Origin of the sequence: Streptomyces sp. NPDC006510, from assembly GCF_040611955.1 — a bacterium.
Classification (GTDB): Bacteria; Actinomycetota; Actinomycetes; order Streptomycetales; family Streptomycetaceae; genus Streptomyces.
Genome location: NZ_JBEXPH010000002.1, coordinates 1 through 26,496, shown reverse-complemented (window position 1 = coordinate 26,496; position 26,496 = coordinate 1). Strand labels below are relative to the sequence as shown.

Genomic DNA, 26,496 nt, shown 5'->3' with positions numbered 1-26,496 from the left:
ATGGAGCCCACACCGTGGCGGTCACAACGCCCCTGCTGGTCCACAAGATCAACTCACCAGCCGACATTGCCCCCCAGGACGTCCACGAGGGGATCACCCGCATACTCGCGTTACCGGACGGCCCCACGCGCGACGTGATGCTGGGAAGCGTTCTGACAGGGCTGCTCCTGCGGGGGCCGCGGCTGGAGGAGGCGGAGGCCGCGATCCGGGCCGCGACAGACCTGGACCGGAAGGGGTGGGACTTCCTCCATCCGCCGGCCGGGGTGCGGTTCGTCGGCTACACCGGCAGCGGGAAGAAGACCTTCAAGACGATCAACCTCAGTACCGCCGCCGCGCTGGTGGCGGCCACCGGGGGAGCACATATCGCGAAACTCGGATCTCGCAGCGCGTCGTCGAAGACCGGGTCCCGCGACTTCATCGACCAGATCGGTGCGACGTGTGACACGGTGCCGCACCGGGAGATGGTCGACATCACGGTGGAGATCGGCTTCGGGTTCTTCTCCATCGAGAACCGGGTACCCGAGTTCGACCGCCGCTACGGAGGCAGGTTCCAGGCGGTACACGCCCTGAGTCTGGCGTTTCCCGCGCTCCTCAGCCCGGTCACCTGTCCCGCCTACGTGTACGGTCTCTCGCACCCCGCGGTCAGTGCCTCCGCCCGGTTGCTCTCCATGCTCGGTTTGCCCGACGTGACGGTCATGAACTCCAGCCTCGGTGAAGCGGGCCAGGTCGACGAACTGCTCCCCGGGAGCGAGGTGCGGGCCTGTCGGATCAACGCCGGCCAAGAGAACCTGTTGTTCAACGACGGCGTGCGCAGGGTCGCGGCCTCGATGCCGCAAGACCTGATGTCCGTCGCCCAGCACGAGGACCCGCGGGAGAACGTCGCCGCTGCCATACGCGTCCTAGCCGGGCAGGACAGAAGCCAGGCGCGCAACGCGGTCGCCCTCAACGCGGCGCTGCTCCTGGTGATGTCCGAGGCGGTCCCCACCATTCAGTCAGGCATCGACAAGGCCCTCGCCATCATCGAGGCCGGCGCGGGACTGGACACGCTTCGGCAGTTCGTACGTCTCACAGGTGGGGCCCCGTACAGGCTGCGCGCGCTCATTCAGTCGGCCGCTCCGGCCGCCGTCCTGGTCAGCCCTGGGAAGAGGGAGAAGGCGCCATGCTGACGCACGACGAGCTCGCGATCATCCACCTGGTTCTCAACACCGACTGCAACGCTTGGGACCTTGAACCGACGAGTGCCTCACCGGGCGTGTGCAAATTCTGTTACCGCGAGCGCAACCGGGTCAGGACCGACGAGGACACCGTCCGCCGCGTTATCGAGCGCGTCCGTTCCGAGTCCGAAGCCCATCGATGCGTGTTCACCGGCGGCGATCCCGTGATGCCGTACGACAACCACCTGGAGGTCGCCCTCCAGCACGCGCGAGAGGTCGGCTTCGAGACGAACCTCCACACCAACGGGCTTCTCCTGGGCGACCGCTACGCGGGTGTTCGTGACCACGTGACCGTCTACTCCCTGGCGGTCGACGGTCCGGACCCGGAGACTGCCGACTGGTTCCGCGGACAGGGTTACTTCGAACGGTTCCAGGCCAATGTCGAGTTCCTCACCGCCGACCAGTGCCGGCTCGCGTTCAACACGTTCACCACGGCCGGCTCGATTCAGGAACTGCCCCGCCTCGCGCAACTCATCGCCGGGGCGGCCCACCGGACCGAGGTCGAGTACTGGCTTATCTCCCAGTACCGCCCCATCGGCCGCGCCAGCACGCGCAAGGCGGAGGTCTATGGCTTCGAGCGAGGTGATTTCGTTCGGGCTGTGGAGGGCGTGCGTGACGTCGTCGAAGGAGTGACGATCTACGCCCAGCCGACGCGTGCCCCGCAGGACCCGTACCCCTTCCGGGTCTGGGTCCTCGCGGACGGAACGGTCACAGCGGATCTTGGCAGCGTGGCCGCGCCCCGCAACGCGGTGCTCGGAAACCTTCTGGTCGACGGCTTCGAGCCCCTGGTCCGTAGGGCCTTCGACCTCCGGGAGCAGTCACAGTTGGAAGGGATCGCATGAAGTTCGACGCCGCGTACTACGAGGACGTCATCGACCAGCACCACTATGAACGGCTGGGCCTTGGAGCCATCGATTTCCCTCTCGCAGGGATGGGCCCTGACGACCTGCAAACGAAATGGGTGTGCCACACCGGAGCGCGCCAGTTCGCTGAGGCGGTCACGGCCGGCCAACCCGCCATCGTCACTACCGGGATCGGACTTGGTGGTCCGCCTCACGCCGGCACTCTTTTTCAGCTGTTGCGCGCGGTCAAGCTGCAGCAGTGCGGCCTCGACGTACAGATCGTGCTGGGGGATCTCGACTCCTTCAACGCGCGACGCAAACCGCTGGACTCGGTGCGGCGACTCGCCGATCAGTACGAGGAGTTCGTCCTGCGCCTCGGGTTCGACGCCGGGCGCGGTGTTCTCCGCAGGCAGGAGGGCGAGACCGATGTCCTTGCCACCGCCTTCCTGCTGTCGCGCTATCTGGAGGACGACGACTTCCGCTGGGCGGAGGAGGACCTCGCCGGGCTCTACCGCAACCACGGCGTGTTCGACCACCTCAACTACGGCATGAAGCAGGCCACGCTGCTCATGGCCGCGGACTTCGTGCAGCTCCTCCGCGACGGGCGCCACGTCCTGGTCTCCCTCGGTGTCGACGAGCACAAGTACGTGGCCCTCGCCCGGCGTGGGGCGGAGCGCTGGGGTCTTCCCGCAGAACGACTGTCCGGCATCTACACCAAGATGATCCCCGGCCTCGGCGGCCTCCCGAAAATGAGCAAGAGCATCCCCGGATCCGGAATCGACGCCTCTATGTACGTCGGTGACATCCGGGCACTGCTTGAGGCGGACACCGACAGCGCGCCCACCGACGACGGCTCGGCACTGCTCCAGATGTACGCCTGCCTGCCCGAGGTCGACGGACGGGCGTACGACAGGGCCTCAACCGCGCGCCGCTCCGGAGGTACCGAGTGGCACGCCGTACGCGAGCAGCTCGTCGAGCGGATGCTCCACCTGTTCTCCCATTGGCCCAAGTAGGCAAGGAGCCTTCCCGTGCACGCTGACACCACAATCTCCCGCCAGCCCCTCGGTGGCGCCGAGTCCTACTTCATCCGGAGTGGCTACCGCAGTCGGAACCAGGTGGAGTACTTCCTGGACGAGACGGACGACGCTATTACCTGGCAGCCCGACGTCTACCCTTACGCCGCCGCCCGGGCGAAGGAACTCGGCCGCGACGTTCTGATCGACATCGGCTGCGGGAGGGCGGGCAAGCTGGCGTCGTTGGCCAGCGAGTACCCGGCATGGACCTTCATCGGAGTGGACTTCGGAGACAACCTCATCTGGTGCCGCGACAACCACTCGTTCGGGCAGTGGGTCGAGGCCGACCTTGAGTCGACCGAGGGGCTGCCCATCGCCCCCTCCCTCGTAAGCCGATCCCTAGTGGTCTGCTCCGATGTCGTCGAGCACCTGGTCAATCCGATGCCCGTTCTGTCTTTGATCCGTGGCCTGCTCGACGAAGGCAGCGCCGAAGCCGTACTGTCCACGCCGGCTCGCGAGTGCCGCAGTGGCTACGACACTCCCGGCCCGCCCCGCAACCCCAGCCATGTGCGCGAGTGGGCGAGCGACGAGTTCCAGGCGCTGCTTCGTGCGTCCGGGTTCCAGATCCATCACGCCGGCCTCACTAGAAGCGACGACTTCTCAAACGGGCTGTCCACTCAGCTGTTCCTCGTCGGCGCACAGACAGGAGAGGGGGAGCGACCGTGACAGCACCTCCCCGACCCAGGGGCATGCGAGTCGTGCACCTGCCGGCCAGAACCCCATACGCGTGGAAGCTGCAGAGCCGGGACTTCCACATCCTGAACGAGACGGAGATCCGGGGAGGCGAGACGGTGCCGGCCGCAGTCGGTGCCGAGTGGCTCCTCGCCCACCGCCCTCTCAGCTGGCTTGATGTCCTGCACCTGCACCACATCGATTTCGAAGACGTCGCCACTCTGGAACGCCTGCTCGACGCGTGCATGGAGGGAGGAGTCAACGTCGTCTTCACGGCCCACGACACGCGTCCCATGGTCGGCAGCGCCGACGGCTTCACAGAGCGACTGCGGATGCTTCACTCGGCCGAGATCGGTTGGGTGTGCCTGACAGAGGGCTCTGCCACGAAGCTGACGGAGCTGATCGGTGAGCGTCCGGAGGCGGTTGTTATCCCACACGGGTACGTCGCAGCCCCGGAGTCGCTGGTTGACCTGGAGCGGGAGCCTTCCAGCTCGGCAGGGCGGTATCTCATGTTCGGAGCCTCACGAGCCAGCCGCGATCAGCTGTCCACCATGGCGAACTGGAGCCTCGGGACAACTGACCCGCGCGGCACCCTTCACCTCCTGCTCCGCGCCTTCAGCCCCGCCGACTTTGCCGAGGGAGGCCGTGCCCCGTTACTCCTGGAGACCGCCCAACGTGATCCTCGCATCCGGCTGACCATGCGCCCCTACCCCAAAGACGAGGAGGTGGCCAAAGCTGGGCTGGCGTCGGACGCCCTCCTTCTCCCCTACCTCTGGGGGAGTCATTCCGGGCAGCTGGAGCTGGCCTTCGACCTGAATCTGCTTCCGATCTGTTCCCTCACCGGACACTTGCCCGAGCAGTACGAGCGGCACAAGGGCATGGTTGAGGAACCCGAATGGTTCGACTGGTCGCACGGACACCCGAACCTTTTCGGCGAGAAATTTCTGGCCGCCCTGGAACATGCGACAGCTCGCCTCGGTTCGGGCACACGACTCCTCGACCGTGACTTCCTGGAGTACCGCGCTCACGAGCACAAGACGATTCTGGACGACTACGCCCATGTTTACGGGGGCGGCCAGTGACCTCTCTTCCGCGTATTTCGTGCGTGATCTTGTGCCACAACTACGGCAGGTATCTCGACCAGGCCATAACGAGCTGCCTGGAGCAGGAACCCGGGCATTACATCCTTCATGAAGTCATCGTCATCGACGATGGATCCACCGATGGAACCGAGGAGGTGTGCCGTCGCCGCGAAAGTGACATCAAAGTAATCCGGAGAAAGCGACAGGGCTTCGGGCAGACCCTGACAGACGCCATTCTCCTCAGTAGCGGCGACTGGGTGGCTCCGCTCGACGCCGACGACTGGTTCCACCCGGCGAAGCTGCGCGCATGTGCGGAGGTGATGACGAGGGAAACACTGTTCATCGAGCACTGGGAAAACGTCGTCGACTCCCTCGGCCACCCGAAGCTGAAGGACCCGCACGCGGGCGGCAATACGAGCACGCTCCTTGTTCACCGCGAGGCGGCCCTCAGCCTCTTGCCGGTGAGCAACGAGATCTTCTTCCACGCGCTGCGCGAGGCCGGCCGAGGTTTCGTTCTCCGGGATCCAGTGACCTTCTATCGGGTCCACCCGCGCAGCATGACTGACCGGAGTACGCCAGGGGTTTCACAGGACTATCGGGCAGAGGTGTGCATCGCGCTTGCGGATCGGCTCCATGCGATGTCTGGAAATCCTCCCCCATGGGCTACTGGCCGCCAGCTCAAAAGGATCTCGCGACATTTTCGGGCACTCGCTTCAGGACACAGAGTGGAATCCTCCGTGCAGCGAGAGGAAAGACTTTCCGCTCTGTTTCTAATCCCAGAGATGCTCAACGACACGATCTGGGCACGGGACCCAATAGTCCCGTGGTTCCGGTCGCTCTCCAGTGCCATCGCGGGACGGCCGCAGGTCCGGCTCACGACGAGTCAAGGGCACTCAGCGCATTATTGATCATTTCAGCCGCGCGCCCAGAGTGGCGGTGATAAAATCGCCGCTTCCCATCCCTACTGGCCAGGCCAGTTGTCCGACGCAGGAGCGTATACGCGCCATGAGCCGTTTGAGTGAGTCCGTCACCAGTGTCATGCACATCCTCGATGGAGCAGACCTGGGCGCGGACTATACGGTCTCGCAGCTGCTCGACGAGACAACAGCCCGGCGCTCCCTGGACCTCTCCGACCTCTCCCCCCAGGAGCAGGCCGCGCTGGTCGAGGGGCGCGCCATCAACCTGATTCCCTCGGCCGCGGTACTCGCCGAGAAGATCGAAGCCGCGCGGTCGGAGGGGCGCCAGTTCGTCATCAAGTACGGCATCGACCCGACCTCGCCTGACGTCCACCTCGGCCACGCGGTGCCGATCATCATCGCCAGCCGGTTGCAGCGTATGGGCCACCACGTCGTCTTCATCATCGGTGACGTGACGGCGAAGATCGGTGATCCCTCGGGACGCTCCTCTGAACGGCCGGCTCTCACAGACGAGGACATCGCCCGCAATCTGAGCACGTACCAGCAGCAGGTAGCACCGTTCATCGACTTCGAGCGTGCCGACCTGCGCTTCAACGGTGAGTGGCTCAACAAGGTCAGCCTCCCGCAGCTCGTCGAGATCCTCGCCCGAGTACCCGTTTCCATGTCGCTCCAGCGTGAGGACTTCCGCACCCGGCTCGCAGAGGGGCAGGGCCTGTCCATCGCCGAGTTCGTCTACTCCGTCGTCATGGCGATGGACTCGGTGGCCATCACGGCCGACGTCGAACTGGGCGGAGTCGACCAGCTGTTGAACCTGCAGATGTGCCGCAAGGTCATGGAGATCTCGGAGCAGACGCCCGAGGTCGTCATCACCACCCCGCTCATCGAGGGGACTGACGGCACGGGCTCCAAGATGAGCAAGAGCAAGGGCAACTACGTGGGTCTGACGGCAGCCCCCGATGATGTCTACGGTCGGCTGATGTCCATCCCCGACCACCTGACCGAGCCGTACCTCCAGCTCCTCACCGAGTGGACGGACGACGAGATCCGCGTGGTGACCAAGCGCCTGGAGGAGGGAACCGCGCACCCGATGGCCGTTAAGCGGATCCTCGCCGGTGAGGTGGTGGCCGCCCTCCACGGCCCGCCCGTTGCGGCCGCCGCCCGCGCGGAGTTCACGGCCCGCTTCTCCAAGCGGTCCTTCGGGGACGCCCAGAACCTCCCCGCCGTATCCCTGAAGGAGCACGCCGAGGACACCCTCGGGGCCCTGATCAGCCGCACGCTGGACTTCGCCCCCAGCATCTCCGCCGTGCGCCGTGTGGCTCAGCAGAAGGGCCTGCGTCTCATTCGTGAGGCCGACGGAGAGCAGCAGACGACTCAGCTCACCGAGGCTTCCGTCCAGCAGGCGCTCGGCGCAGTGGTGAGCGAGGTTGAGGCACTCGACGGTGGCGAGCTGTACCTCAAGGTGGGCCGCAAGGTGGCTCGCATCGACGCCTGAGATTGAGACCCGGCGCCGGCCCACATCGGTGGGTCGGCGCCGCCCCGTTTGGTCTCTGTGCGACACGGTGAGGACGAGCTGTACGTGCGCGATGCACGACCACTCCAACGCTGGCCTGCCGCCCTACGGCGACCTCATTCATGGAGTTCCCCCGCGCTTGTAGCCAACCCAGAACCGGCCGCCGACCTGCCCCAGCACGTCGTCCACGACTGCCACGAGGGGCTCTATCCGCCCCGCCAATACCTCGCGTAGGCCATCGTGCAGGCGCATGCTGAGCCCCGGCGCTGTGGTCTCAAGACGGCGTGCCAGCCATTTCCCGCCCCCGTTCCAAGACCCGCCAGCAGACAGTGCCAACTCGCCGGTGCGTCTCACCAGTTCGGTGGCAATGAACAGCCGTTCGCTCTGGGCGGTGCTCCCCGCGAGGTCGTCGAGGAGGTCGGTGATCGCGTAGCGGCAGTCATCGATCTCGTCAGCCGACACCGTGGGCGGTCCTGCGGCGGTCAGTTTGCGGGCCTCAGCGGCGAGGTGGGCCCCGACTCCATCGCTGTCGAAGAGCAAGAGGCCGTCGGAACACATCCAGAGCAGCGGTGACCGGCGCTTGCGTACTTCCCGCTCGACATACGTGTGCCACGTCGCTTCGGTGTGCACGAACATCTCCACTGGCCACTCACCGCTCCGGAGGCTTGCCCGGTACGGGGCTGGGGATCCGTGGAGGAGCACCACGATGTCGAGGTCCGACATCGGCGTGCGGCGGCCGGTCACGACGCTGCCTCCCAGGAACGCAGCCCGAGCGTCAGGGTGGTGCTCCTCTACAACGGCACGCGCAGCGTCAATTGCATCCATGCAGCAACTATTCAGCACTCTGCCTATCGCGCGCACGGGGGTTTCTTCGGGGATACGGCAGCGCTGTCCCCTGAGATTGGCCTCCGTCGACGGTGCCATTGACGCGGCTCACATTGCTGCCGCGCAGCGGGGTGTGGTTGGGGTGGACTGCTTCTATCCGGTGCGTCCGACGACGTAGGGGAAGTTGTAGGTCTTGCGGCTCGTGGACACTGCGCGCCACGCTGATCAGCGTGTTCCAGGGAGTATCACCTGTTAGCCAGACGCCCTCGTCTCAGAAGCGGTCACATTTCCTCGTATCGGCCTTCTCGGAAACAGGCGGCCGGATTCGGATCAATCGGGGTTCGCCCCCGCGCTTGAGCTGTGCCAGCCGCCGTTGACGTACCACTCGTCGGAAGCCAGGGCCTTGAACAACGCATATCCCATCGTGTTGGGGTTACCCCGGTAGCGCCAGCCCTCGGCCTTGTGCTCGAGCCACGGGGCGACGGCGTTAGTGGGCATCATCGTGAGGTCATGGTTGGTGGATGCGATGTGGCTACTGACCAGAAGGCTGTACCGGTAATCCAGGTCGAACACCTTCAAGTGGGTGCGGAGGCGTTCGGTGAGTGTGTCGCCCCAATCGCAGTGGGGGGACACGAAGAACTTCATGGACGGCTGCTCATTGCCGCGTGGTCTCCTGAGGCGAGCGCGGAGCCAGGGGTGGTGGGAGAAGTCGTCGAAGTAGGGGTGCAGGGTCTGCTCGCCCGCCGTGACAGGGACTGTGGCGTGTTTGCCGGTATTGCAGTCGCGGCAGGCCGGTATGAGGTTGACCGGGACCACGCTGAGCAGCGGGTAGCTGGTCTTTGGTAGGTGGTGATCGAGCGTGGTTACCAGACCCTCCCCGCAGAGGGGGCACCGGTTTTCGCGTCGGTTGCCTTGTTCGTCGGTCGTGCCCTTGAGAGCCTCGTAGATACGGCGGCCCGGGGCGCGTTCCTTGGCCATCCGGTCGGTATAGACAGCCTCCAGGGCCTTGCGGTCGCGACGAGCGAGGGGCTGTGCAGCGAGGACACCCAGAGTGTGAAGGGCCTGGCTCTTAGCGGCTGCCTCATAGGCGGTGGCCGCATCGGCCACCGCGTCGGTGTACGCCTCCAGCCGTGCTCGGCTGCTGGGGCGGGCGTTGCCGATGCAGGTGGTGTAGACGTCGCGAGGATCGAAGGGCGGTCGGTCTATGTGCTGCATCAGCCCTGCCCGTCCACGTCGTCGCGCTGGCCGAGCAAGGCGCTGAGCACCAGCTGTGCCTCGCTGCCCAGCTGTCCGCTGAAGTGCTCCAGGACAGCGTCGTACGAGTAGCCGACGTCGACCAGACGCCGCAGCTCATGCAGAAAGCCGGCCTCGGTGAGTTCCAGACCGAAGACCTCGTGGGTCAGCACGCCGACGTTCTCGCCGTACGTTTCGATGCGGGGCTTCGCGGCTCCGAGTTGCCCGCCATAGCGCCAGAGTTTCCAGACGCAGTGGGCCGGAATCTCCTGGAGCACAACCGGCGAGTGTGTCGCGACGATGGCGAGCCCGTTGCGCTCGGCGAGCAGATCAGACAGCGCACGCATGAACGCTGCCAACAGGGGCGGATGGAGATGGGTTTCCGGCTCGTCGATGATGACGAGGGTCCGCTCGCTCACGTGCTCGATGAGCCGGGTCATGGTGAGCAGAACGATCCGGTGGCCGGCGCTGAGACGGCGGAAGAGCTGCCGGGCTTTTTTCTCGCGGCTGTTCAGGCTGGCGGTGTCCTCGAAGTTCTCCAGCCATCCCTCTTCCAGAAGCCCGCTGCCCGGATAGTCGAGGGTGCGCAACGCCTTGATCCATTGCGGGCTGCGCTCACGCGTCAGACACGCCTTCATCGCCTGCGCGAAGTCCTTCCTGAGCCGGCCAGGAGTCTTGAACCTGGGGGACCGTGAACCCTGAACACGCAGACCCACATAGGAAGCGACGAACATCTCGTCGCCCTCGACGAGGGGGAAGTCGTCAAAGGCGCTGAACGAGACGGCCACCAGGTTGTTGAAGGAGCGGCCCTCGCGGCCGTACTCGATGATCTGCCCGAGCTCCTGCGGCTGCGGCTCGACCGCAGCGACGGCGCGGGCCAAGTGGGAAAGGACGTACGACTTCCCCACGCCGTTCCGCCCGGTCAGGGCGTGCACGTTACTGGCCGGACGGGAACCGGGCTCGACCTGGAATCGGAACCGCACGGGATCCGTCGCCGGCGGCAGCGGCGGCTCGTAGGCAATGTCGAAGTTCACCCGGCGCGCTCCACCGCGTGCGATGCGCTGCAGTTGCCCGCGCACGGTCGACATCTTGACGAAGCGCAGTAGCGAAGTGCGGGTCACATCTTGGTTCCGCGCGAGGCGAAAGGAGTTCTCGTTGTAGGCGATGTCCCGGAGCGCGGTGAGCACTTCCTCCCGGACGGCGCCGGGCATCTCGCGCAGCGCGTAGTAATAGCTTTCATCCTGGCCCACGGAGAAGTACCGCGAGCTATCCAGTCGGCTGAAGCGCTCCGGGAGCAGCACGTTGGCTCCATCCTCGCCGTCCATCGCCACGTGGCCGATCTTCACGGTGCCGACCTCGGTCCAGCCGTCCCTCGTACGAACGCGCAACGTGAACATGGTGCGGTACCCGAAGTCGTCCCAGGCGTCGCGGACGAGGAGCGCATCGAAGGCGTCCTCCGGTATGGCGCCACCCTCGGCCCAGCGACGGTCGTCATTGATTACCGTGAATCGCACGGCTGCCCCCGCCTATTGTGTTCCACCGTGACCTGGAGATCCTAAGGTGTGGACCGAAGGACTGCGCGGGGGAGCGCTCGTCGCGAAATCAGTCATCCGGCGGGAAGGCCGCGGTGGTTCCCGCCGTCGTCGTTGGTCATTGCGTCGCGAATGGTTCCGCTGGCGTCCTAGTACGTGTGCAGTTCGTCCCCACGTGTCCTGTCGCTTCTGAACTGGCAGCCGGCAGGTCTCCAACCTGTGTGGTTGCCAGTTGATTTGGGAATCGAGCCAGATATCGTTCTCAAGCGGGCTGGCTTTTGCGGAACTGGAGCTCGTGGTTGATGTTCCGTCCGAGACCGGTTCACCGCTCGCTGGCAGCCTCCAGGATCGCGTGAAGACGCGACAGGCATTCGCTGACGAAGAGGGGGTAGGTGTCCCAGTAGTACGACACCCCGCTGACTCCGACAGCGATGGCCCACGCCCGGGCACGCAGCCGCGTGACGTCGTCGAGGCTCATGGCGTCCCAGTACGTCCGTCGGGCCTGGGGTGGAAGATCCCACAGGGGTGAGTGCTCGGCGTCGGGAAAGCCGACCGAGAGGCATCCGAAGTCGATGACCCCGTGCAGCTTTCCTTGTTGGACCAGAAGGTTGCTGGGTTTGAGGTCTCCGTGGAGCCACACCTGGCGGCCGGACGGCTCGGGCAGGGTGAGCGCACTCTGCCACAGCTGTCGCAGGTGTGGGATGTCCAGGTCGAGGCCCTCGATCGTCAGGCAGTTGTCGAAGCACATGCTGATCCAGCGGTCACAGGCGCGCAGGCCACCGCCGCGGTACCAGCTGAGTTCGTCCTGCCGAGTGGCTCCCATCAGGGGGACGGAATGCAGGCCCTGCACGATCGCCGCAAGATCGGCCCCGAAGGCGGGCCAGTCGGTGACCGAGCCCGGGCCGGCTTCGTCGCCGTCGATCCAGCGGTACACCGACCAGGCGAGCGGGAATGCGGAACTCGGAGTGCCCTCGTGCACTGGCTCCGGGATGCGGCAGGGCAGATGTGGCGCCAGCCGCGGCAGCCATGTCTGCTCCTTCCGGACGGCCTGCGCGTTGTCCGGGGTGCGTGGCAGCCGCATGAGTAGCTGGTCGCCGAGCCGGTACATCGTGTTGTCCGTGCCCGCACCGGCTGGCGAGATGGTGAGGTCGGCCCATTCCGGCCGTTGCTGGCGCAGCAGCGACCGGACCACCACCTCGTCCGCATGGATCTCGTTCTTGTGAAGTGTCATGGTGAGAGCCTTCTGCCCGGGCTTCGCCGTCGCCAGTGATTTTCCCGCGACGATTGCCCTTCGGAACCCGATCCACTGAGAATCCGCCAGGCCAGGTGAGACCGAGTGGGAATCTGTCACCTTCAGTGCGACAGGACACCACGCGGAAGCTAGGAGCGTGGCCGATCGGTCACAGAGTGGCCACCGACCGTGAGATTCGGCCATGTGATATGAGATCCCACAGAAGTACCCCGGTCCCCAGTTCGCCGGGGGCAGACAGGAAAGAGTCGCGAAAGACTGGCCAGCGGGTGCAGAGGGATGTCAACGTAGACGACCTTCCGGAACCCCAGGTCAGAGAGGTGATCGCCGTGACCGTGGTATCCATGAGCCCCGGTTTCTCCACCACCGCCAAGGCCCTGAAAGTGCGCGACTGGCAGCTTTGCCCAGGCCAGCCCACGCTCGTGATGGATTAGTTCTCCGCCGAGGATTTCCACATGGTTGTGGACGACCGTGCCGACGTGCACGTCAATTCGAAGGACGGCCGATTCTACTTGGGCTGGTTTCCGCTCGGCCGCCCTGGGGCCGACGGCGAAGGCTGGAAGATCGCCGTCACCGGTACCACGAGGGTGCCTGGGTACAGCAATTCCTTCGACACCGAGACGCCGGCCGATATCGTCGCCGCCGCTGTGACGCGCGTGCTGGAAACCACCCGTCCCCGGTGAGTACGCCAGCCGACGTTGGCTGACTCGGTGCTGACAGTCCTCGCTCACCGAACTGGGCGGTACTTTGCGTCCGTCACCCGGCTGCCCGTAGCAATGACGATTCCCCAGAGTCCTCGGGAATGACCGTCGGTGACGTCGTTGACTGCATAGCCGTATGCGACCGGACTGCACCCTGCGGCTGTTGATGAACCTGTTTCCCATGCCCCACCGCGCGACACAGGTCGTCGATCGGGTCCTTGCCGCCCGTGGCGGCCGTCGCTTTGAACTGGCAGGCGTCCAGGCGCCGCCGCCCTTGCCGCGCTGCTGGCGGCAAGTAGATCCGCACCTAAGCCTTGGAGGCGCTCCTGTATCCCGACCCTCTGCTAGACCCGTCGACTCCGAACCGGGGTGCTCTGCCTGCGTACTGGGTCGGTCCCCGGCACCTGGCCGGTGATGACGGACGTCTCTACGATGCCGTCGCTGACACGCTCGCCGACCTCGGCTGGACGAGCCTCGTGATCGTCCGCGGGCGGCAGGAGCCCAACGAGGCATGGGAGGACCGGCAGGTCGTGCGCAGCACCGTCCTCCACATCAGCCCTGACACCCTCCGGTGGGCTCAATGGGTGCTGCCGGATGAGCCGTTCCACCTGGGCGAGCTGCCGATCGCCTGGCAGATTTCCGCCCGCGAGCACCCAGACAGCCCGCTTGCGCGGTGGTCGGCCTACTTCACCCCCGGCATCCCGGGCGAGGTCCTCTGCGACTTTCTCCTCGCGCTCGACGCCCGCGACCAGCCCACCACGGCGCTCATCGGTCCCGAGCTCGTTATGGACGTTGTCGCGGAGCACGGCTGGCTCCGCGACGTCGACCAGCCCGACTCGGTGGCGATGCACCCCACCTTTACCTCCCATCTCAGCTTCGGTGAGGTCCCACCCCTCATTCAGGACACCGATCCCCGCGCCCTGAGCGTCGAGGCGGAGGAGCCAGGGGCGACTGGCTGGCAGGCGTGGGCTGAGCCGGGCATGGGCGCCTCGTATCTGTGGGCTGCGTCGTTTAGTGCAAGCGTGCCGCACAGCCTTGCCGCCGCGTTTGCCTCCTCGCTCAGCTCCACCGCACCGGTTCTACGCCGGGTGCTGCCGGAGAGCACACGGGACCGGCTCCTGCGTGCCCCTGCCAGTTGAGCAGTACTCCCGCGCCATGAAGCCGGGCCTCCCGTTCAGGTGGCCCGGCTTCGCGCTGCTCGGACAGCTTCTGTGTGTAGCGGGCGGCTACCGAGGCGGGCCCGTGTCAGTGTTGGATGCTGTGTCCAGCTCGTGGGCACTGCCGAGAGATGGTGCTCATTTGATCCTTCCTGGCACCGATCGCCGGGGCCGATAAGCGCTCCGGCCAGGCCATCACCTCGCCTTGGTCAATGAGTGAAGGGGCCCTTCGTCAGAAGGTGTTGGCGGTGAAGGGACGCACCCGTTCGTCCGCGAGTGCGAACAGGCGATTGAACTCGGCCCGTTCATCCTTGCTCATGAGCCCGACGGCGTTGCCGAGGTTCTTCTCAGTGAGCTGCTTCATGAATGGGGCAAGGAATCGGTTCATGACTGGTGCTCCTCGCGGAATCGGTTGGGGTGCATCAATGGTCTGGAGAACCGCCTGTTTGGCTAACCGGCGATCGTCGGCTATGTTGCGGCCGTTTCCCCGGGTCAGGGCCGACGGCTGGAGGGGTTCGCTGCCCTGGCCGCAGGTGGTGTGGCGGGGGTTGGGGCCGGGGTTCGCCGGCCGTCTCGGGCGGGTGTGGCCTGGGGGTTTTCGGGTGCGGCGGGCAGGTGGGCGCTGCGGCGCAGGCGCCAGACGAGGACGTCGCTGATGGAGGCGGCGGTGTCGAGCTCGCGACGTCGGGTGGTTTCGGCAATCAGTGCGGCCGGGTCGTGGCCCGCTTGCCGGGCGTCCGCGAGGGTGGCGGCCAGGGCGGGCCAGCCGGGCTCGGCCTGGATTCGCTCCGCGAGCTCCGGCAGCGCCTGGTGCAGGAGATCGGCTTGCCGTTGCCGGATCCGCGGCAATAGGCGCTGGCCTCGCTGGCGGAGGGTGGCGATGGGGTGGGCTGCGGCGGCCTGGTAGGCGGCGCGCAGATGCTCGGCGGCCTGCTGGGCTGCGGCTGCCTGCTGACTGTGGTGCCGTTTGGCGTGCCAGTTCGCCGCGGTGATGGCGAGGAAGACGGCCATGTCGATGACCATCGCCGTGGTGGCTCCGTCTTCGCCACGGCCGAGGGCGGGGCCGCTGTGGACGAGATCGTGGGCGGCCTGGCGCAGGGCGATCTCACGCCCGCGTACGGCACGCACGTGGGAGCGGCTGGCCCGCTCGAACACGAAGGCCGCCTGCCGGAGTTCAGCGCGATTGTGGGCGGCAGAGGTCTTGGCGAGCGCGTCCAGGACCTCCCCTGCTGCGGCGATCTGCGCGGCTGCCATGCCGTCGTCGCCGTGATCAATGATCAACAGAGCCTGCCAGGTGGCAGCGGCGGCCCGGCGCCGAGCGAACGCGGGATGGGTCACCGGCGGTAGGGCGGGCCGCACTGGCTCAGGCTCGCCATCGGAGACCGCTACTGCGTGTAGGGACCAGCGTTCGCGTATGCGGGGCAGGGACAGGTCGGGTGCGAGTGTGGAGCCGGCATAGAAGACTGGCTCGTCGTCCTTGTTGCGGTCGTCAGGCAGCGCGACCTTGTAGCCGAGCAGGTCGCCCGACGGTGCGATCCGCTTGCGGATCAGCAGACCGTCGGCGGCCAGACGGTCGAAGAACTCATCCGTGGAGGCGGCGCCGGCCGAGGCACTGCGTACGGTCTCGCGCAGCTTCTCCCGCGCCGTACGTTCCCGCCCTTGCCGTTCGGCTTTGTGGCGTTCGGCGCTGGTGGGGCGTTTGGCTGCGGTGCCGTCGCCAGGGGTGACGCGGTGCAGGTCGTAGTCGGTCTCGATGAGGCGGGCAGCGGCCTGTGCGCGTTGGCCGGAGCGGTGGTGGTTGGGGCGGCGGCCGTCCTCGCGTACGAGGGTGGCGATGATGTGGATGTGGTCGTCGGCGTGGCGGACGGCGGCCCACCGGCACCCGGCGCTGTCTGCGCCGCCGGGATCGATGCCGGTGGCCGCCACGATGCGGCGGGCGATGTCGCCCCACTCCACGTCGCTCAGGATTCGGTCGGTGCCCGCGGCGCGTACAGAGCAGTGCCACACGTGCTGGTCGGGCCGCTGGTCTTCGTCGAGCAGGTGCAGTGGCTGATCGAGAAGCCGTTGAAGATCTTCCTTCGTTGCGGAGGGGTCGCGGCCGGGGTCGGGTGCCATCAGGTAGTCAAAGGAGGCGACCAGGTGCGGGTCGACGTGCTCCTCGCGGGTGCCCTTGCCGTAGAGGTAGTTGAGCAGCCCGCGGGTACTGCTGCCTTGATTGTGGATACGGGGGATCAAGCGGTCTCGTCTTTCTGTCAGTTGTTGATCCGCTCGACGGCCGCCCTGGTGGCGGCGGCCGCGCGGCGGACGTTGTCGAGGGCTTCCTCAATGCGGGCGATATCGCCGCCGGAGTTGAGGGCCTTGGTCATCTGGTTGAGGTTGCTGCCGGCCCAGCCGAGCTTGCGGCCGGTGGCGAAGAGCTCGGTAAGGACGTCGTGGTCGGCGGCGATGGTTGCGGCGGTGCGGGTCTGGTCGCGGGCGGCGGCCAGGGCGGAGTGGGCAAGGAATCCCGCGACGCTCATGCCGACAGCGTCGGCGCCGGCCTGAATGAGTGTGTGTTCGCGTTCGTTGAGGCGGACGCTCTGGGCGGGGCGCTGCTTCTTGTCACGCGGACGTGATTTCCCCTTGGCCCGGCGCTTGTGGCTGGCTGTACTTGGCTGCGATCCGCCCCCGGTCGCAGCCTTCCCGTCCGGCGCCCCCTGGCGTTGGTCGGGCCCCGCCACCCCCGGGACGGGGTCTGGTTCGGATGCTCCCCCGGCGGGGGAGTGTCCGAACCTCCAACTTGCTCCGCTTTGGGCTGGCGTGGCTTGGGTCGCGTTCTGGTGCTCCGGGCTGTTGGTGCACGAATCCTGCATGGCGAGCAGCTCCTAGTGGGGGAGGAAGAGCGCACCAGGCCGACGAATGGGCAGCAGCCCCGCCTCCCGCTGGTTCGAGCGGAGAATCGCGGGGGAGGGCCGTGCGTGCCTGGCATAGCGGCGCGAATGAGGCGGGGCCGTGGACCAGACGGAGTTGCTGGTCCACGGGTCCCCGTGCGGGCGTTCGGGGCTGACCGGATATCCGGTCAGCCCGTCGGGATGCTGGTTTTGGCGCCCTGCTCTGCGGCTAGGAGGGCCTTGAGTTCGGTGAGCCGGTCTTCGGAGATGGTGAGTTCGGCCCTGCGGATGGCGTTCCGCAGCACGGCGCGGGTGGCTGTTCCGTGCATGGCGATGGCTCCGCGGCCGATCGCGAGTAGTTCGTCCATTTCGGCACCGGGAGGACGTCCGTAGCGTTGTGCCGTGGGGACATCGTCCTCGGGGGACGGCTCGGTGATCTCGCGAGTAGGGGCCGAATCGTGCAGGGGAAGTTGGTTCTGCACGGATCGAGGAGGCAGGAACTCGGAACGAAAGCCAGAGTCAGGGCGTTCCGTGGCTCCCTCGCTCTGCAAGGCGTAGTCGGCACCCGGCTGGATGCGCGGGAGCGTCGGCGTCTCGCTGCGACGCGTCGCGCTCCCATCCAATGTGGAAGCAGTCCAAGGCGATGCCAGTTCGATCGTGGCCAGCGCTGTCGCGTGACGGCGGACGGCGAGCTGTTGCAGCAGCACTTCGCGCTGGCGCTGGTCGATGCCCACCGAGGCTTGGGCGATGGCCTGTGACAACTGTCGTGAAGTGCGTCGACCTCGCCAGCCGGTGCGTTGCTTCTGGGTTCGCTCCGCAAGCTGGGCGGCCAGGGCGACGGCTTTGCGGGTGGCCCGGTCGCGGGTGATCTGCGCGGCATCACGATCGCGTGCAGCGATGCCAAGGCGGGAGAGAAGGCGTTCGCGTACTTCGCGCCCGACCCGGGCGAGCACGCTATGGGAAGCGGCCTCGGGTGTGCGGATGCGCAGTTCGATGCCCATGGCCTGATGCCAGAGCAGCGCGGCCATGACCGGGCCTATGAAGGCTCGCACTGTGCCGCCGACCACGCCTGACTCGGCGTACGCGGGGATCACCTGCACAGCGGTGATCACCCAGGTCAGGGTGCCGGGCAGGCCGGGTGCCTGCTTGGGACCGTGCAGGTTCTGTCGCGCGAGCAGCGCCGTGGCGAAGATGGCGAGTTCGGCGGCGGCGAACATCGCGATGCGCTCGGTGGTGCCGCTCATGTCCAGGTAGTCGGCGGCGAACCGCCAGCTGGTGTCGGCGCTGTAGGCGGTACAGCCGACTGCGGCCAGTGCGGCAACCCTGATTGCGGGCGTTCCGGGCTGGTGCTTGCTGCGGTTTCGGGTAGTGCGTCGGTAGATCAGCAAGCCGACCAGCAGCATCGTGCAAGCGCTCAGGAGGGCGGTAAGCGCGAGAGACGTCGAGGTCCAGTGCCCGAGCGTGGGCAGGGCGAGTTGCGTCATACAGGGGTCTCCAGAGAGGCCGCCGCGCCGTTTGAGCAGGCGTGGGTGGGGCGGGCGGCGTGGGCAAGGGGTGAGGTGGGTCGGCGCCGTGCGGTCAGGCGCTGGGCCGGCGTCGGCGGTCTGCGCCGGTGAGGACGACGGTCGTGGTCATCTCTGCGAGACGGGAGGCGACGCGGTCGCCGACGGCGTCGCGCAGCGCGGCGGTCGGCAGATTGGTCGTGATGAGCGTGGGGAGCAGGTCGGTGTAGCGGCGGTTGATCAGCCGGTACGTGATCTCCTCGGTCCACTCCGACTGCTTGGCCGCGCCGAGGTCGTCCAGGATCAGCAGCGGGCAGCTGCTGAGAGTGGCGAGGTCTCGCTCGGCGTCGTGGCCGGCGCGTGGGCGCAAGCGGGCATACAGGTCGGCCGTGGTGGCTGCCTCCCACCGCAGTCGCACCCCGGCGGTCAGCAGCGACCGCACCGCGCCGTATGCCTGGTGCGTCTTGCCGGTGCCGGTAGGCCCGGCGATCAGCAGGGACGGTCCGAGCGCGATGCCCCGGGTGCCGCTCGGGCCGGGCCGCGCGGCGAGGGCCACCTCGTCGGCCCAGGCGGCAACCTGCTGGTGGCAGGCGAGGGCGTGGCGGTAGCGGGGCGGGATGCGGGCCTCGGCCAGTTTCAGTGCGGTCACCCGCTCCGAAGGAGCCTCGGCGGGTGCGGCGGTTGCGTCGATGCCCCGGTCGGCGAGGATCGTGCCGAGGCGGGCCGCCAGGGAGCTGATGCGCTGCGGTTCATTGCTGGTGGCGGCTGTGGTCACAGCTGGCCTCCGTAGGCCGCCTCGATGTCAGCGGGTGCCGGGTTGGTCCATGCTCGGTGCGGGGCGGCAGCTGCATGAGGGGCGTTCATGGCCTCGTTGACCAGGCTCGGCAGCAGGCTCACGGACAGGCCCTTGGCACGCATGCGGATCATCCCGGCGCGGATATGGTCGGGAGAGATGCCCTCGCCGAGCAGTTTGCCGGCCATCTTGCCGAGGCGGCCCAGCACGTCGCTGGGCGGGCGGTGTTCGCAGGAGGCGACGTACTCGCTGACCAGGTCCTTGGCCGAGATCGACCCCGAGACGGTGGGTGGCGCGGGGGCGCTGGCGCTCCCCACCGGAGGTGATCCTAGATCCAGGATCCTAGGTCCTAGATCCGGACCCTGAGTCCTCACTGCAGTCTCCCGGCGTTGTGGTGAGGGCTCACTGAGATTGCCCTGACCTGCGACTTCCCGGTTCACGGAGGGCGCGCTGCATTCGCGGGACCACTCAGGTCCTCCACCGTGAGGGCTCACGGCCTGTTCACGGAGGACACCGTGAACAGGCGAGGCCGGCTCGGCCGATCGGCCGCCCTGGTGTCGCGGGCAGGCCGGGCAGCGGCTGCCGCTGGGCCGGTTGATCTTCTGGTGGCGAGCCCAGGTGACGATGTGCAGGTATCGCTTACCGTCGTCGCCCTCGTACCGGCAGATCAGACCGGCGCCGTCGAGCTGCGTGAGGTCGTCCTCGACTTCCAGCGGGCCGTGTTCGGGGCGCAGGGACCACAGGGCGCCGGCGATGACGGCGGCCTGGTCTCGGAAGCGGCCGTGGTCGTCTGCCTGGGTGAGGAGGCCGAAGAAGGTCCGCTCTGCGTGGACACTCACTGCGGCGAGCGACTCGGAGATGAAGGCTTCCGGCTTGATGGTGCGTATCCGCGCCATGCCTATCGCCCCGCCTTCGTGGGCAGAGCAGAAGAGTTCGGCGACGAGGATGCGACTACGGCCGCGAGGGCTGTAGCTTGTTGGGGCATAGACGGTTCCTCACCCGGTGGCGTTGTGACCGCCACCGTCTTGATCGTTCAGGTACGGGCGATATCGGTAGGGGACTCCCTGGCCCCCGGCGTTGGCCCGCCGGGGGTTTTTCATGTGCTCGGAGCCGTAAGGGTTTCGGGCGCATGGCTAAGACAGCCACACCCTCCCCGCACAAGTCCAGCATTCCGACGAGAAAGTAAACAGCTCTCGGTGAACGCGTCGTGCACGGCCTCTTTATAACGGTAGACCCGAATTGGCGGTTGACCTAGAAGTGGCACAAAAGGGGCGACTGGCAAATCGCGGCCAGCCGGCGTTGGCGAGCTGGCTGATACGACCGGGTGATGCAACAACCCACGTCAGGGCAGGTGAAGGCGGCGCGCCTTCCGGATGGGCATAGGGATTTGGTCAACGGCGGATTCCGGGCTATGTTGCGCCGCTCTCGGGAGCCAGAGGACCAGATCTGACAAAAAAGACGTGGAACATAGCAGCAGATCGCCGGTTACCCAAACCGGCAATGCAGAGCTACAACAGACGCATGCCTGAAATCCCTCTGGGAATTGGTCCGGCCGGTGTGCTGACCGCCCGCGCCATTACCCGTTCCCGCGCAACGCGTGGATTCGCTCAGCGCCAGCTGGCCGAACGGATGACCGCGCTCGGCCGCCCCATGACCATCACGATGTTGTCCCGCATCGAATGCCGGCAGCGCCGCTGCGACGCGGACGACCTCGTCGCCATCGCGGCCGCCCTCGACGTCTCGCCGCTCACGCTGCTCGCCGAGACGAGTTAGCGGAGCGCTCGCAACGCTTTCCGGGTGGGCCAACACCCGGCAGCGTCCGCTTACATCACCTCGCCCGTACCAAGTGATCAACCGGCGCGTCACGAGTCACACCCCCGCGCCAGAAAAGGAACTCCCTTGCACCAAGAGGCCATTCCCCCTGCCTTGTCGCCCTTCCGCCGCTGGACCGTGAAGGAGGCGATCCCGCGTGGCTGAGCAGCCAGGTGTCGAGGTCGCGCCGACCCGCCTCTACCGCCCCGACGAGGTCGCCGCCGTACTCGGCTGCTCTGCCTGGTGGGTCAAGGACCGCGCCCGCCGTCGCCAGATCCCCTTTGCTCGCGTGGGCCGTGCCTACCGCTTCACCGCCGCCCATCTCGCCGAGATCATCCGCCTTCACGAGGAGCGACCGATCGTCGCTGCGCGGCCGCCGTCCCCCGGTGCCCTGCCTGCGGTACCTGCCCGACGTTCCAGCGCCCCCGAGTCGGGTGCACCCTCCGGCCGCCTGCGCGCCAGGCAGCCGCGCCGATTCGACCGAGCCGCATTCGACACCGTCGCGTAGAACGCCGCACCGAAGAGGAAGGAAACGTACTTGGGTTTCGCGGAGAAGCGCGGAAGCTACTGGCGTGCCCGATACAAGACTGCTCCTGGCAAGCACCTCACAGTCGTCGACGAGCATGGCAAGGTCATCAAGTTCGCCACCAAGGGCGAGGCCCAGCGCTCGGCGGGCGAGGCCGAGAACAAGTACCGACGCGGCGACTGGCGCGACCCCGCCCTGGGGCAGGAGACGTTCGGCGAGTACGCGAGCCGCTGGTACGAGGCCCAGGATCTGGCCGCCTCGACCATGCAGAACTACAAGCGCCACATCGAGGAGCACCTCCTCCCCGACTTCGAGGACCATGCGCTCGCCGGCATCTTGCGCTCGGACGTCGACCGGTGGGAGAAGAAGGAAAGGTCCCTGTACGCGGCCTCCAGCGTCAAGACCTGGCGTTCCACCTTCCACCTGATCTTCGAGGACGCGATCGATGAAGGGCTGATCACGTCGAACCCGGCGACCAGGCGGCGGGGGCGGGGCAAGCGCGCGGGCCGCTCCCGTGACCGAGGCCCGGAGAAGGTCGTCACCGATCCGCTTGGCATCCTGTTGACCGCCGAACGGGCAGCCCTGCTGTCCGGCCGCGATGACGAGTTCGTCGCCGTGGTCCTCAAGGGGTACACCGGCATGCGCTGGGGCGAAATCGTCGGGCTGGAGACCGAGTTCGTTCGCTCTGGCTCCGTCCGTGTCGAGTGGCAGCTCTACGAGCTGGACTCGGGCGAGATGGTGCGCTGCCCGCCCAAGGACGACAGCTATCGCACCATCGACTCGATGGACTGGCTGTCCGCCCTGGTCGCCAACCACGTCGCCCGCACGAAGCCGACGCCCTGCACCTGCCACAGCAGGACCTACGTCTTCCGTGGCCAAGGCGCGGCTCGTACCGGAGGGCACCAGGGCGCGAAAATCGTCGACGTCGCACGCCGGGCCGAGGTCTCCACGGGGACGGTGTCCAATGTCCTCAACCACCCTGATCGCGTCGCTGAGGTGACCCGAATACGGGTGGAGAGGGCCGTCAGCGACCTCGGGTTCGTGCGTGGCGGAGCCGTGGCGGAACATGCGGCTCACTGGCGCAGGAACGGCTTCGGGACCTGGCTGTTCACCCCGGCGGTGTCAGGCTGGTACCCGAAGAAGGCCCCGCAGGAGGCGCGCCCCGTTCCTCTGCTCGGCGAGCCGTGGCCCGGCGTCCCAGTACGGGGGCGCGGTGCCGGCAACCGGGCCGATGCCTGCTGGCTCCCGATCGCGAAGGGCCTCACACCCCACGGCCTGCGCCACACCCATCGAACCGTGATGGAAGACCTCGGTACCGAGAAGGTCCTCATGGACCAGCGTATGGGCCACATCGACGGTTCCGTATCGGCGCGCTACGCCCACGTCACCCCTGGCATGCGTAAGCGCCTCATGGCCGGGATGACAGAGCAGTGGGAGACGGCCCTCGATGCCCGGCTGGCGATGTGCCCCACCTCGCCCGTACGCGTGCTCGATGCCCTCCTGCGAGTACGCCCGTAGCACGGGACGTGGCCAAGCCCGGGCCTGCTGGCAATGGGTGATCAGATCATGTGAATCACCTTTTCCACCTTGGAGGGCACAGGGAGCGCGCAACCACCGCGATACGGCCCCTAATATGAGGACCGCCTCGGCCGTCCGAGACTCGCTTGGCCGCCTGTCTCGGACGGCCGAGCGCGTTTCCGCGAGCGCTCGGCCAAGGGATAAAGGCTCGCCGGGGTGGCGCCGGGGTGCCATACGATTGCGGCGGCTTGCAGACCCGACCGTCACGACGCGTGACACGGTTGAGCGACCTGAAGGTCGCGCCCACCGCACCCTCCCGTCTTGGCCCGCCGTGGCACCGTCACCGGCGCCGTACGTACGAAATGGAGCATCCAAGGATGGCTCGACACCTGGTAACCAGCGCGCTTCCCTACATCAACGGGATCAAGCACCTGGGCAACATGGTCGGGTCGATGCTTCCGGCGGATGTGTACTCCCGGTACCTCCGCCAGCGTGGTCACGACGTCCTCTACATCTGCGCGACCGACGAGCACGGGACGCCGGCCGAGCTGGCGGCCAAGGCGGCCGGGCTGTCGGTGGCCGAGTTCTGCGCGCAGGCCCACGACGACCAGAAGGCCGTCTACGACGGCTTCCAGCTCGCCTTCGACTACTTCGGACGCAGTTCCTCGCAGCAGAACGTCGAGATCACGCAGCACTTCGCGCGCCAGCTCCACGAGAACGGCTTCATCGAGGAACGGGCGATCCGCCAGGTCTACTCGCCCGTCGACGGCCGATTCCTCCCCGACCGGTACGTCGAGGGCACCTGCCCGCACTGCGGTTACGACAAGGCCCGCGGCGACCAGTGCGAGAACTGCACCCGCGTGCTCGACCCGACCGACCTGCTGAACCCCCGTTCGGCGATCAGCGGCTCCACCGAGCTGGAGGTCCGTGAGACCAAGCACCTGTTCCTGCTCCAGTCGAAGCTCCAGCACGAGGTCGAGGCGTGGGTGGCGCTACACGATGGGCAGTGGCCGCAGTTGTCGTCCTCGATCGCCCGCAAGTGGTTGACCGAGGGCCTGCACGACCGGGCCATCACCCGGGATCTGGACTGGGGTGTGCCGGTCCCGGCTGACACCTGGCCGGAGCTGGCGGCCGAGGGCAAGGTCTTCTACGTCTGGTTCGACGCCCCGATCGAGTACATCGGTGCGACGAAGGAATGGTCGGACGCCGCCCCGGACGGTGAGACCCGCGACTGGAAGTCGTGGTGGTACGAGGCCGACGACACCGTGCGCTACACCCAGTTCATGGCCAAGGACAACGTCCCGTTCCACACGGTGATGTTCCCGGCCACGGAGCTCGGTGTGCGCGAGCCGTGGAAGAAGGTCGACGTCGTCAAGGGCTTCAACTGGCTGACGTACTACGGCGGTAAGTTCTCCACCTCCCAGAAGCGGGGCATCTTCACCGACGCTGCACTGGAGACGTTGCCGGCCGACTACTGGCGCTACTTCCTGATCGCCAACGCCCCCGAGTCCGACGATTCCTCCTTTACCTGGGAGCACTTCGCCGCCACGGTCAACAAGGACCTGGCCGACACTCTCGGCAACTTCGTCAACCGCGTGCTGTCCTTCTCCCGCAAGCGCTTCGGGGACGACGTTCCTGCGGGCAACGCGGCCGGCGAGGTGGAGGCGCGGCTGGGGGACGAGATCGCGCGGCTGCTGGCCGAGTACGAGGAGTACATGGAGGCCCTCCAGTACCGCAAGGCCGGGGCCGCGCTGCGCGCCCTGTGGTCGGCGGGCAACTCCTACCTGGAGGAGAAGGCCCCCTGGCTGGAGATCAAGACCGACCCGGAGGGTGCGGCCCTGACCCTGCGTACGGCGATGAATCTCATCCACCTCTACGCGATCGTCTCCGAGCCGTTCATCCCCGCCTCGGCTGCCGCAATGCGCGATGCCTTCGCCTTGGAAGCCGACACCGCGACCTGGGTGACCGCCGAGCAGGCCAAGTCCCTGGACGCCGTCCCGGCCGGTACGGCCTTCACCGTGCCGCCGGTTCTCTTCGCGAAGATCACCGGGGAGGAACTGGAGTCCTACCGCGAGCGCTTCGGTGGTGCCGACGCCTGACGGCGGCGTCCGCGCCCGTATCACGCGACGTCATCGGGTGGTACGGGCGCGGGGGTGCCCGGACGATTCGTGGCGTACCGAGTTGCCGAACCGATTCGTATTCGTCGAACAGTGCCATCAGCACGTTTCGAAGCTGGGCATTCCTCGAAGCCGAAGCGAACCGGCGCCGGCGCTGACACGCGGGTCGGCGCTGTCCTCTTCGTCCGAAAGCAGCTGCTGGGCCTGCGATCGACCGTTAGCGCTCTGCTGAGCACGCGTTGCAATGGCCCGGACTGCTCAGGCCACGGCCGGCCTGGCCCCATGGCGTTCGTAGAGCCGTTTTACCTGCTTGATCCAGAACTCGAACTTCTCGTCCGAGGACGCACTCATGGGCAGAAGCTGCAGGTCTTTGGCCAACTGATAGAAACCGGGTCCAGCGTCGTTGGCACCCAAATAATTCACCAGTGCCGAGAGCATGACAGGAGGGTCGGAGGGGGCGATCTCCTGATCTTGGACCACGATCCGTCCCAGCAGTTCCCCCATGGCCGCCCGCTCATCAGCACGCTCGAAGTCGAAGGCACGGCAGCCGGTTCGCCGGGCCACAGTGACGCTGAGCTCTGTGTATGAGGTGAGCCTGCCGAGCTTCGCGCGCTCGACAAGAAAATCCCGCCCAGCCTTCACCAGTATGTCCCACTCGTTGTCCGCGCGGCCGTACTCAGGCATTCCGCCCCCTCCGAGCCAAATCAATCCGTGCGCGGCAACGTACAGTGACGCCGCAACTACCACAATCGTTCATGCGGTCGGAGGAGCGGCCACCCTCGCACGGCAGGGATGCCAGGGCCCAGCCAGGGCGGGGACAAGCACTGGTTGTGCTCGATGTCCGTACAGGCTCCCATGTCGCCCCCAGCCTCTGAAGCCTCAGGCGCTGTCTAGTGTGATGGTCGACGGTTCCCGATTCGAAGTGAGGTCGTACTCGGAGAACTCCCAGGCGATGATCTTCGCGTCTTTCGGGACCCGGTAGACAAACAGCATCTCATCCTTGAAGCCCGGCTGAAGCTGCTCGTTGCACTCGGGATTGCCTGCTACTTCGTATAGGTCATCGATGGTGTCGTAGCGTCGCTCTTGCTCGTCGAGCAGGCTATTCACGATGGGCAGCGAGCAGGTGAGGTCCATGCTGGCCTTGGAGTCGTTGAAAACCACGGTTTCCAAGATTACGTACTTGGCGTCGCCTCCCGCCTTCTTAACCCGACCGGCCACGTTGATCGACTCAGTTTCCCGGACCTTGGCGACCTTAACCTCGATCTTGCATGACGGTCCGTCGGTTCTTCCGTCGGGCCGTTTCGCTGTTGCGGGTTGGTCGTGGGAATGCTGGTGGCCCGGCTGTCGCGTC

At 66.7% G+C, this 26,496-nt stretch carries 24 protein-coding genes and 1 pseudogene; 13 read left to right on the top strand and 12 right to left on the bottom strand.

The genetic code is table 11. The annotated features are described in order from the left end of the window. The first annotated feature begins 14 nt into the window (after positions 1 to 14). The 7 genes from ABZY11_RS01170 to tyrS all read left to right on the top strand — a co-directional run bounded on the left by ABZY11_RS01170 (position 15) and on the right by tyrS (position 7,292). The gene (locus ABZY11_RS01170) at positions 15 to 1,166 is read left to right on the top strand and encodes a hypothetical protein (protein ID WP_356477107.1); all 1,152 of its coding nucleotides are present in this window, start codon (positions 15 to 17) and stop codon (positions 1,164 to 1,166) included. Continuing rightward, positions 1,160 to 2,056, top strand: a complete 897-nt coding sequence (locus ABZY11_RS01165) for a radical SAM protein (RefSeq protein WP_356477106.1) — start codon at positions 1,160 to 1,162, stop codon at positions 2,054 to 2,056. The genes ABZY11_RS01170 and ABZY11_RS01165 overlap by 7 nt, the downstream gene beginning before the upstream one ends. Next, complete coding sequence (locus tag ABZY11_RS01160) at positions 2,053 to 3,069, top strand: hypothetical protein (RefSeq protein WP_356477105.1); 1,017 nt, start codon at positions 2,053 to 2,055, stop codon at positions 3,067 to 3,069. The genes ABZY11_RS01165 and ABZY11_RS01160 overlap by 4 nt, the downstream gene beginning before the upstream one ends. 15 nt (positions 3,070 to 3,084) lie before the next feature. Further along, the gene (locus ABZY11_RS01155) at positions 3,085 to 3,795 is read left to right on the top strand and encodes a methyltransferase domain-containing protein (protein ID WP_356477104.1); all 711 of its coding nucleotides are present in this window, start codon (positions 3,085 to 3,087) and stop codon (positions 3,793 to 3,795) included. Between the two features lie 23 nt (positions 3,796 to 3,818). Continuing rightward, on the top strand, positions 3,819 to 4,883 hold the full coding sequence (locus ABZY11_RS01150) for a hypothetical protein (RefSeq protein WP_356477103.1): 1,065 nt from the start codon (positions 3,819 to 3,821) through the stop codon (positions 4,881 to 4,883). Continuing rightward, positions 4,880 to 5,791: a glycosyltransferase family 2 protein gene (locus ABZY11_RS01145; RefSeq protein ID WP_356477102.1), complete on the top strand. Its 912-nt coding sequence runs from the start codon at positions 4,880 to 4,882 to the stop codon at positions 5,789 to 5,791. The genes ABZY11_RS01150 and ABZY11_RS01145 overlap by 4 nt, the downstream gene beginning before the upstream one ends. A 97-nt stretch (positions 5,792 to 5,888) precedes the next feature. Then, the gene (gene tyrS / locus ABZY11_RS01140) at positions 5,889 to 7,292 is read left to right on the top strand and encodes a tyrosine--tRNA ligase (RefSeq protein ID WP_356477101.1); all 1,404 of its coding nucleotides are present in this window, start codon (positions 5,889 to 5,891) and stop codon (positions 7,290 to 7,292) included. A 138-nt stretch (positions 7,293 to 7,430) separates the two neighbouring features. On the opposite strand, the gene ABZY11_RS01135 is transcribed toward tyrS, so the two are convergent. The 4 genes from ABZY11_RS01135 to ABZY11_RS01120 form a co-directional block, all read right to left on the bottom strand. Beyond that, positions 7,431 to 8,135, bottom strand: coding sequence for a nucleotidyltransferase domain-containing protein (locus ABZY11_RS01135; protein ID WP_356477100.1), 705 nt, complete (start codon positions 8,133 to 8,135; stop codon positions 7,431 to 7,433). A gap of 330 nt (positions 8,136 to 8,465) precedes the next feature. Further along, on the bottom strand, positions 8,466 to 9,350 hold the full coding sequence (locus tag ABZY11_RS01130) for a hypothetical protein (RefSeq protein WP_356477099.1): 885 nt from the start codon (positions 9,348 to 9,350) through the stop codon (positions 8,466 to 8,468). Continuing rightward, positions 9,350 to 10,765 (bottom strand): AAA family ATPase, encoded by a 1,416-nt coding sequence (locus ABZY11_RS01125; RefSeq protein ID WP_356477098.1) that lies wholly within the window; start codon positions 10,763 to 10,765, stop codon positions 9,350 to 9,352. The genes ABZY11_RS01130 and ABZY11_RS01125 overlap by 1 nt, the downstream gene beginning before the upstream one ends. A 457-nt stretch (positions 10,766 to 11,222) precedes the next feature. Continuing rightward, positions 11,223 to 12,131, bottom strand: a complete 909-nt coding sequence (locus ABZY11_RS01120; protein ID WP_356477097.1) for an aminoglycoside phosphotransferase family protein — start codon at positions 12,129 to 12,131, stop codon at positions 11,223 to 11,225. Positions 12,132 to 12,493: 362 nt separating this feature from the next. Here ABZY11_RS01120 and ABZY11_RS01115 point away from each other — a divergent pair. Continuing rightward, positions 12,494 to 12,832 (top strand): annotated as a pseudogene (locus tag ABZY11_RS01115) (DUF317 domain-containing protein). Positions 12,833 to 13,164: 332 nt separating this feature from the next. Next, positions 13,165 to 13,989, top strand: a complete 825-nt coding sequence (locus ABZY11_RS01110; RefSeq protein ID WP_356477096.1) for a DUF317 domain-containing protein — start codon at positions 13,165 to 13,167, stop codon at positions 13,987 to 13,989. Positions 13,990 to 14,239: 250 nt separating this feature from the next. Here the strand turns inward: ABZY11_RS01110 and ABZY11_RS01105 are convergent, their stop codons facing one another. From ABZY11_RS01105 to ABZY11_RS01080, 6 genes are all read right to left on the bottom strand, one after another. Then, complete coding sequence (locus ABZY11_RS01105) at positions 14,240 to 14,395, bottom strand: hypothetical protein (RefSeq protein WP_356477095.1); 156 nt, start codon at positions 14,393 to 14,395, stop codon at positions 14,240 to 14,242. Positions 14,396 to 14,499: 104 nt separating this feature from the next. Continuing rightward, a complete protein-coding gene (locus tag ABZY11_RS01100) occupies positions 14,500 to 16,242 on the bottom strand; it encodes a mobilization protein (RefSeq protein ID WP_356477094.1) in 1,743 nt (580 codons plus the stop codon). Positions 16,243 to 16,259: 17 nt separating this feature from the next. Continuing rightward, positions 16,260 to 16,526 (bottom strand): mobilization protein, encoded by a 267-nt coding sequence (locus ABZY11_RS01095; RefSeq protein ID WP_329865336.1) that lies wholly within the window; start codon positions 16,524 to 16,526, stop codon positions 16,260 to 16,262. Positions 16,527 to 17,065: 539 nt separating this feature from the next. Beyond that, entirely contained in the window at positions 17,066 to 18,361 is a 1,296-nt protein-coding gene (locus ABZY11_RS01090; protein WP_356477093.1) for a hypothetical protein, read from the bottom strand. Positions 18,362 to 18,455: 94 nt separating this feature from the next. Beyond that, a complete protein-coding gene (locus ABZY11_RS01085; protein ID WP_356477092.1) occupies positions 18,456 to 19,154 on the bottom strand; it encodes an ATP-binding protein in 699 nt (232 codons plus the stop codon). Continuing rightward, positions 19,151 to 20,068: a hypothetical protein gene (locus tag ABZY11_RS01080; RefSeq protein ID WP_356477091.1), complete on the bottom strand. Its 918-nt coding sequence runs from the start codon at positions 20,066 to 20,068 to the stop codon at positions 19,151 to 19,153. The genes ABZY11_RS01085 and ABZY11_RS01080 overlap by 4 nt, the downstream gene beginning before the upstream one ends. Positions 20,069 to 20,693: 625 nt before the next feature. Here ABZY11_RS01080 and ABZY11_RS01075 point away from each other — a divergent pair. The 4 genes from ABZY11_RS01075 to metG all read left to right on the top strand — a co-directional run bounded on the left by ABZY11_RS01075 (position 20,694) and on the right by metG (position 25,127). Then, positions 20,694 to 20,945 carry a helix-turn-helix transcriptional regulator gene (locus ABZY11_RS01075; protein ID WP_356477090.1) on the top strand — a complete coding sequence of 84 codons (252 nt, stop codon included), beginning with the start codon at positions 20,694 to 20,696 and terminating at the stop codon, positions 20,943 to 20,945. 196 nt (positions 20,946 to 21,141) lie between these two features. Beyond that, the gene (locus ABZY11_RS01070) at positions 21,142 to 21,492 is read left to right on the top strand and encodes a helix-turn-helix domain-containing protein (protein ID WP_356477089.1); all 351 of its coding nucleotides are present in this window, start codon (positions 21,142 to 21,144) and stop codon (positions 21,490 to 21,492) included. Positions 21,493 to 21,522: 30 nt separating this feature from the next. After that, the gene (locus ABZY11_RS01065; protein WP_356477088.1) at positions 21,523 to 23,028 is read left to right on the top strand and encodes a LacI family DNA-binding transcriptional regulator; all 1,506 of its coding nucleotides are present in this window, start codon (positions 21,523 to 21,525) and stop codon (positions 23,026 to 23,028) included. A gap of 377 nt (positions 23,029 to 23,405) precedes the next feature. Next, a complete protein-coding gene (metG, locus tag ABZY11_RS01060) occupies positions 23,406 to 25,127 on the top strand; it encodes a methionine--tRNA ligase (protein WP_356477087.1) in 1,722 nt (573 codons plus the stop codon). 276 nt (positions 25,128 to 25,403) lie between these two features. Here metG and ABZY11_RS01055 read toward each other — a convergent pair whose 3' ends face one another. Together ABZY11_RS01055 and ABZY11_RS01050 are read right to left on the bottom strand one after the other, a co-directional pair. Further along, positions 25,404 to 25,829, bottom strand: coding sequence for a hypothetical protein (locus ABZY11_RS01055; RefSeq protein ID WP_356477086.1), 426 nt, complete (start codon positions 25,827 to 25,829; stop codon positions 25,404 to 25,406). A 195-nt stretch (positions 25,830 to 26,024) separates the two neighbouring features. Beyond that, the coding region (locus ABZY11_RS01050) for a hypothetical protein (RefSeq protein ID WP_356477085.1) at positions 26,025 to 26,496 on the bottom strand (472 nt) is incomplete at its 5' end.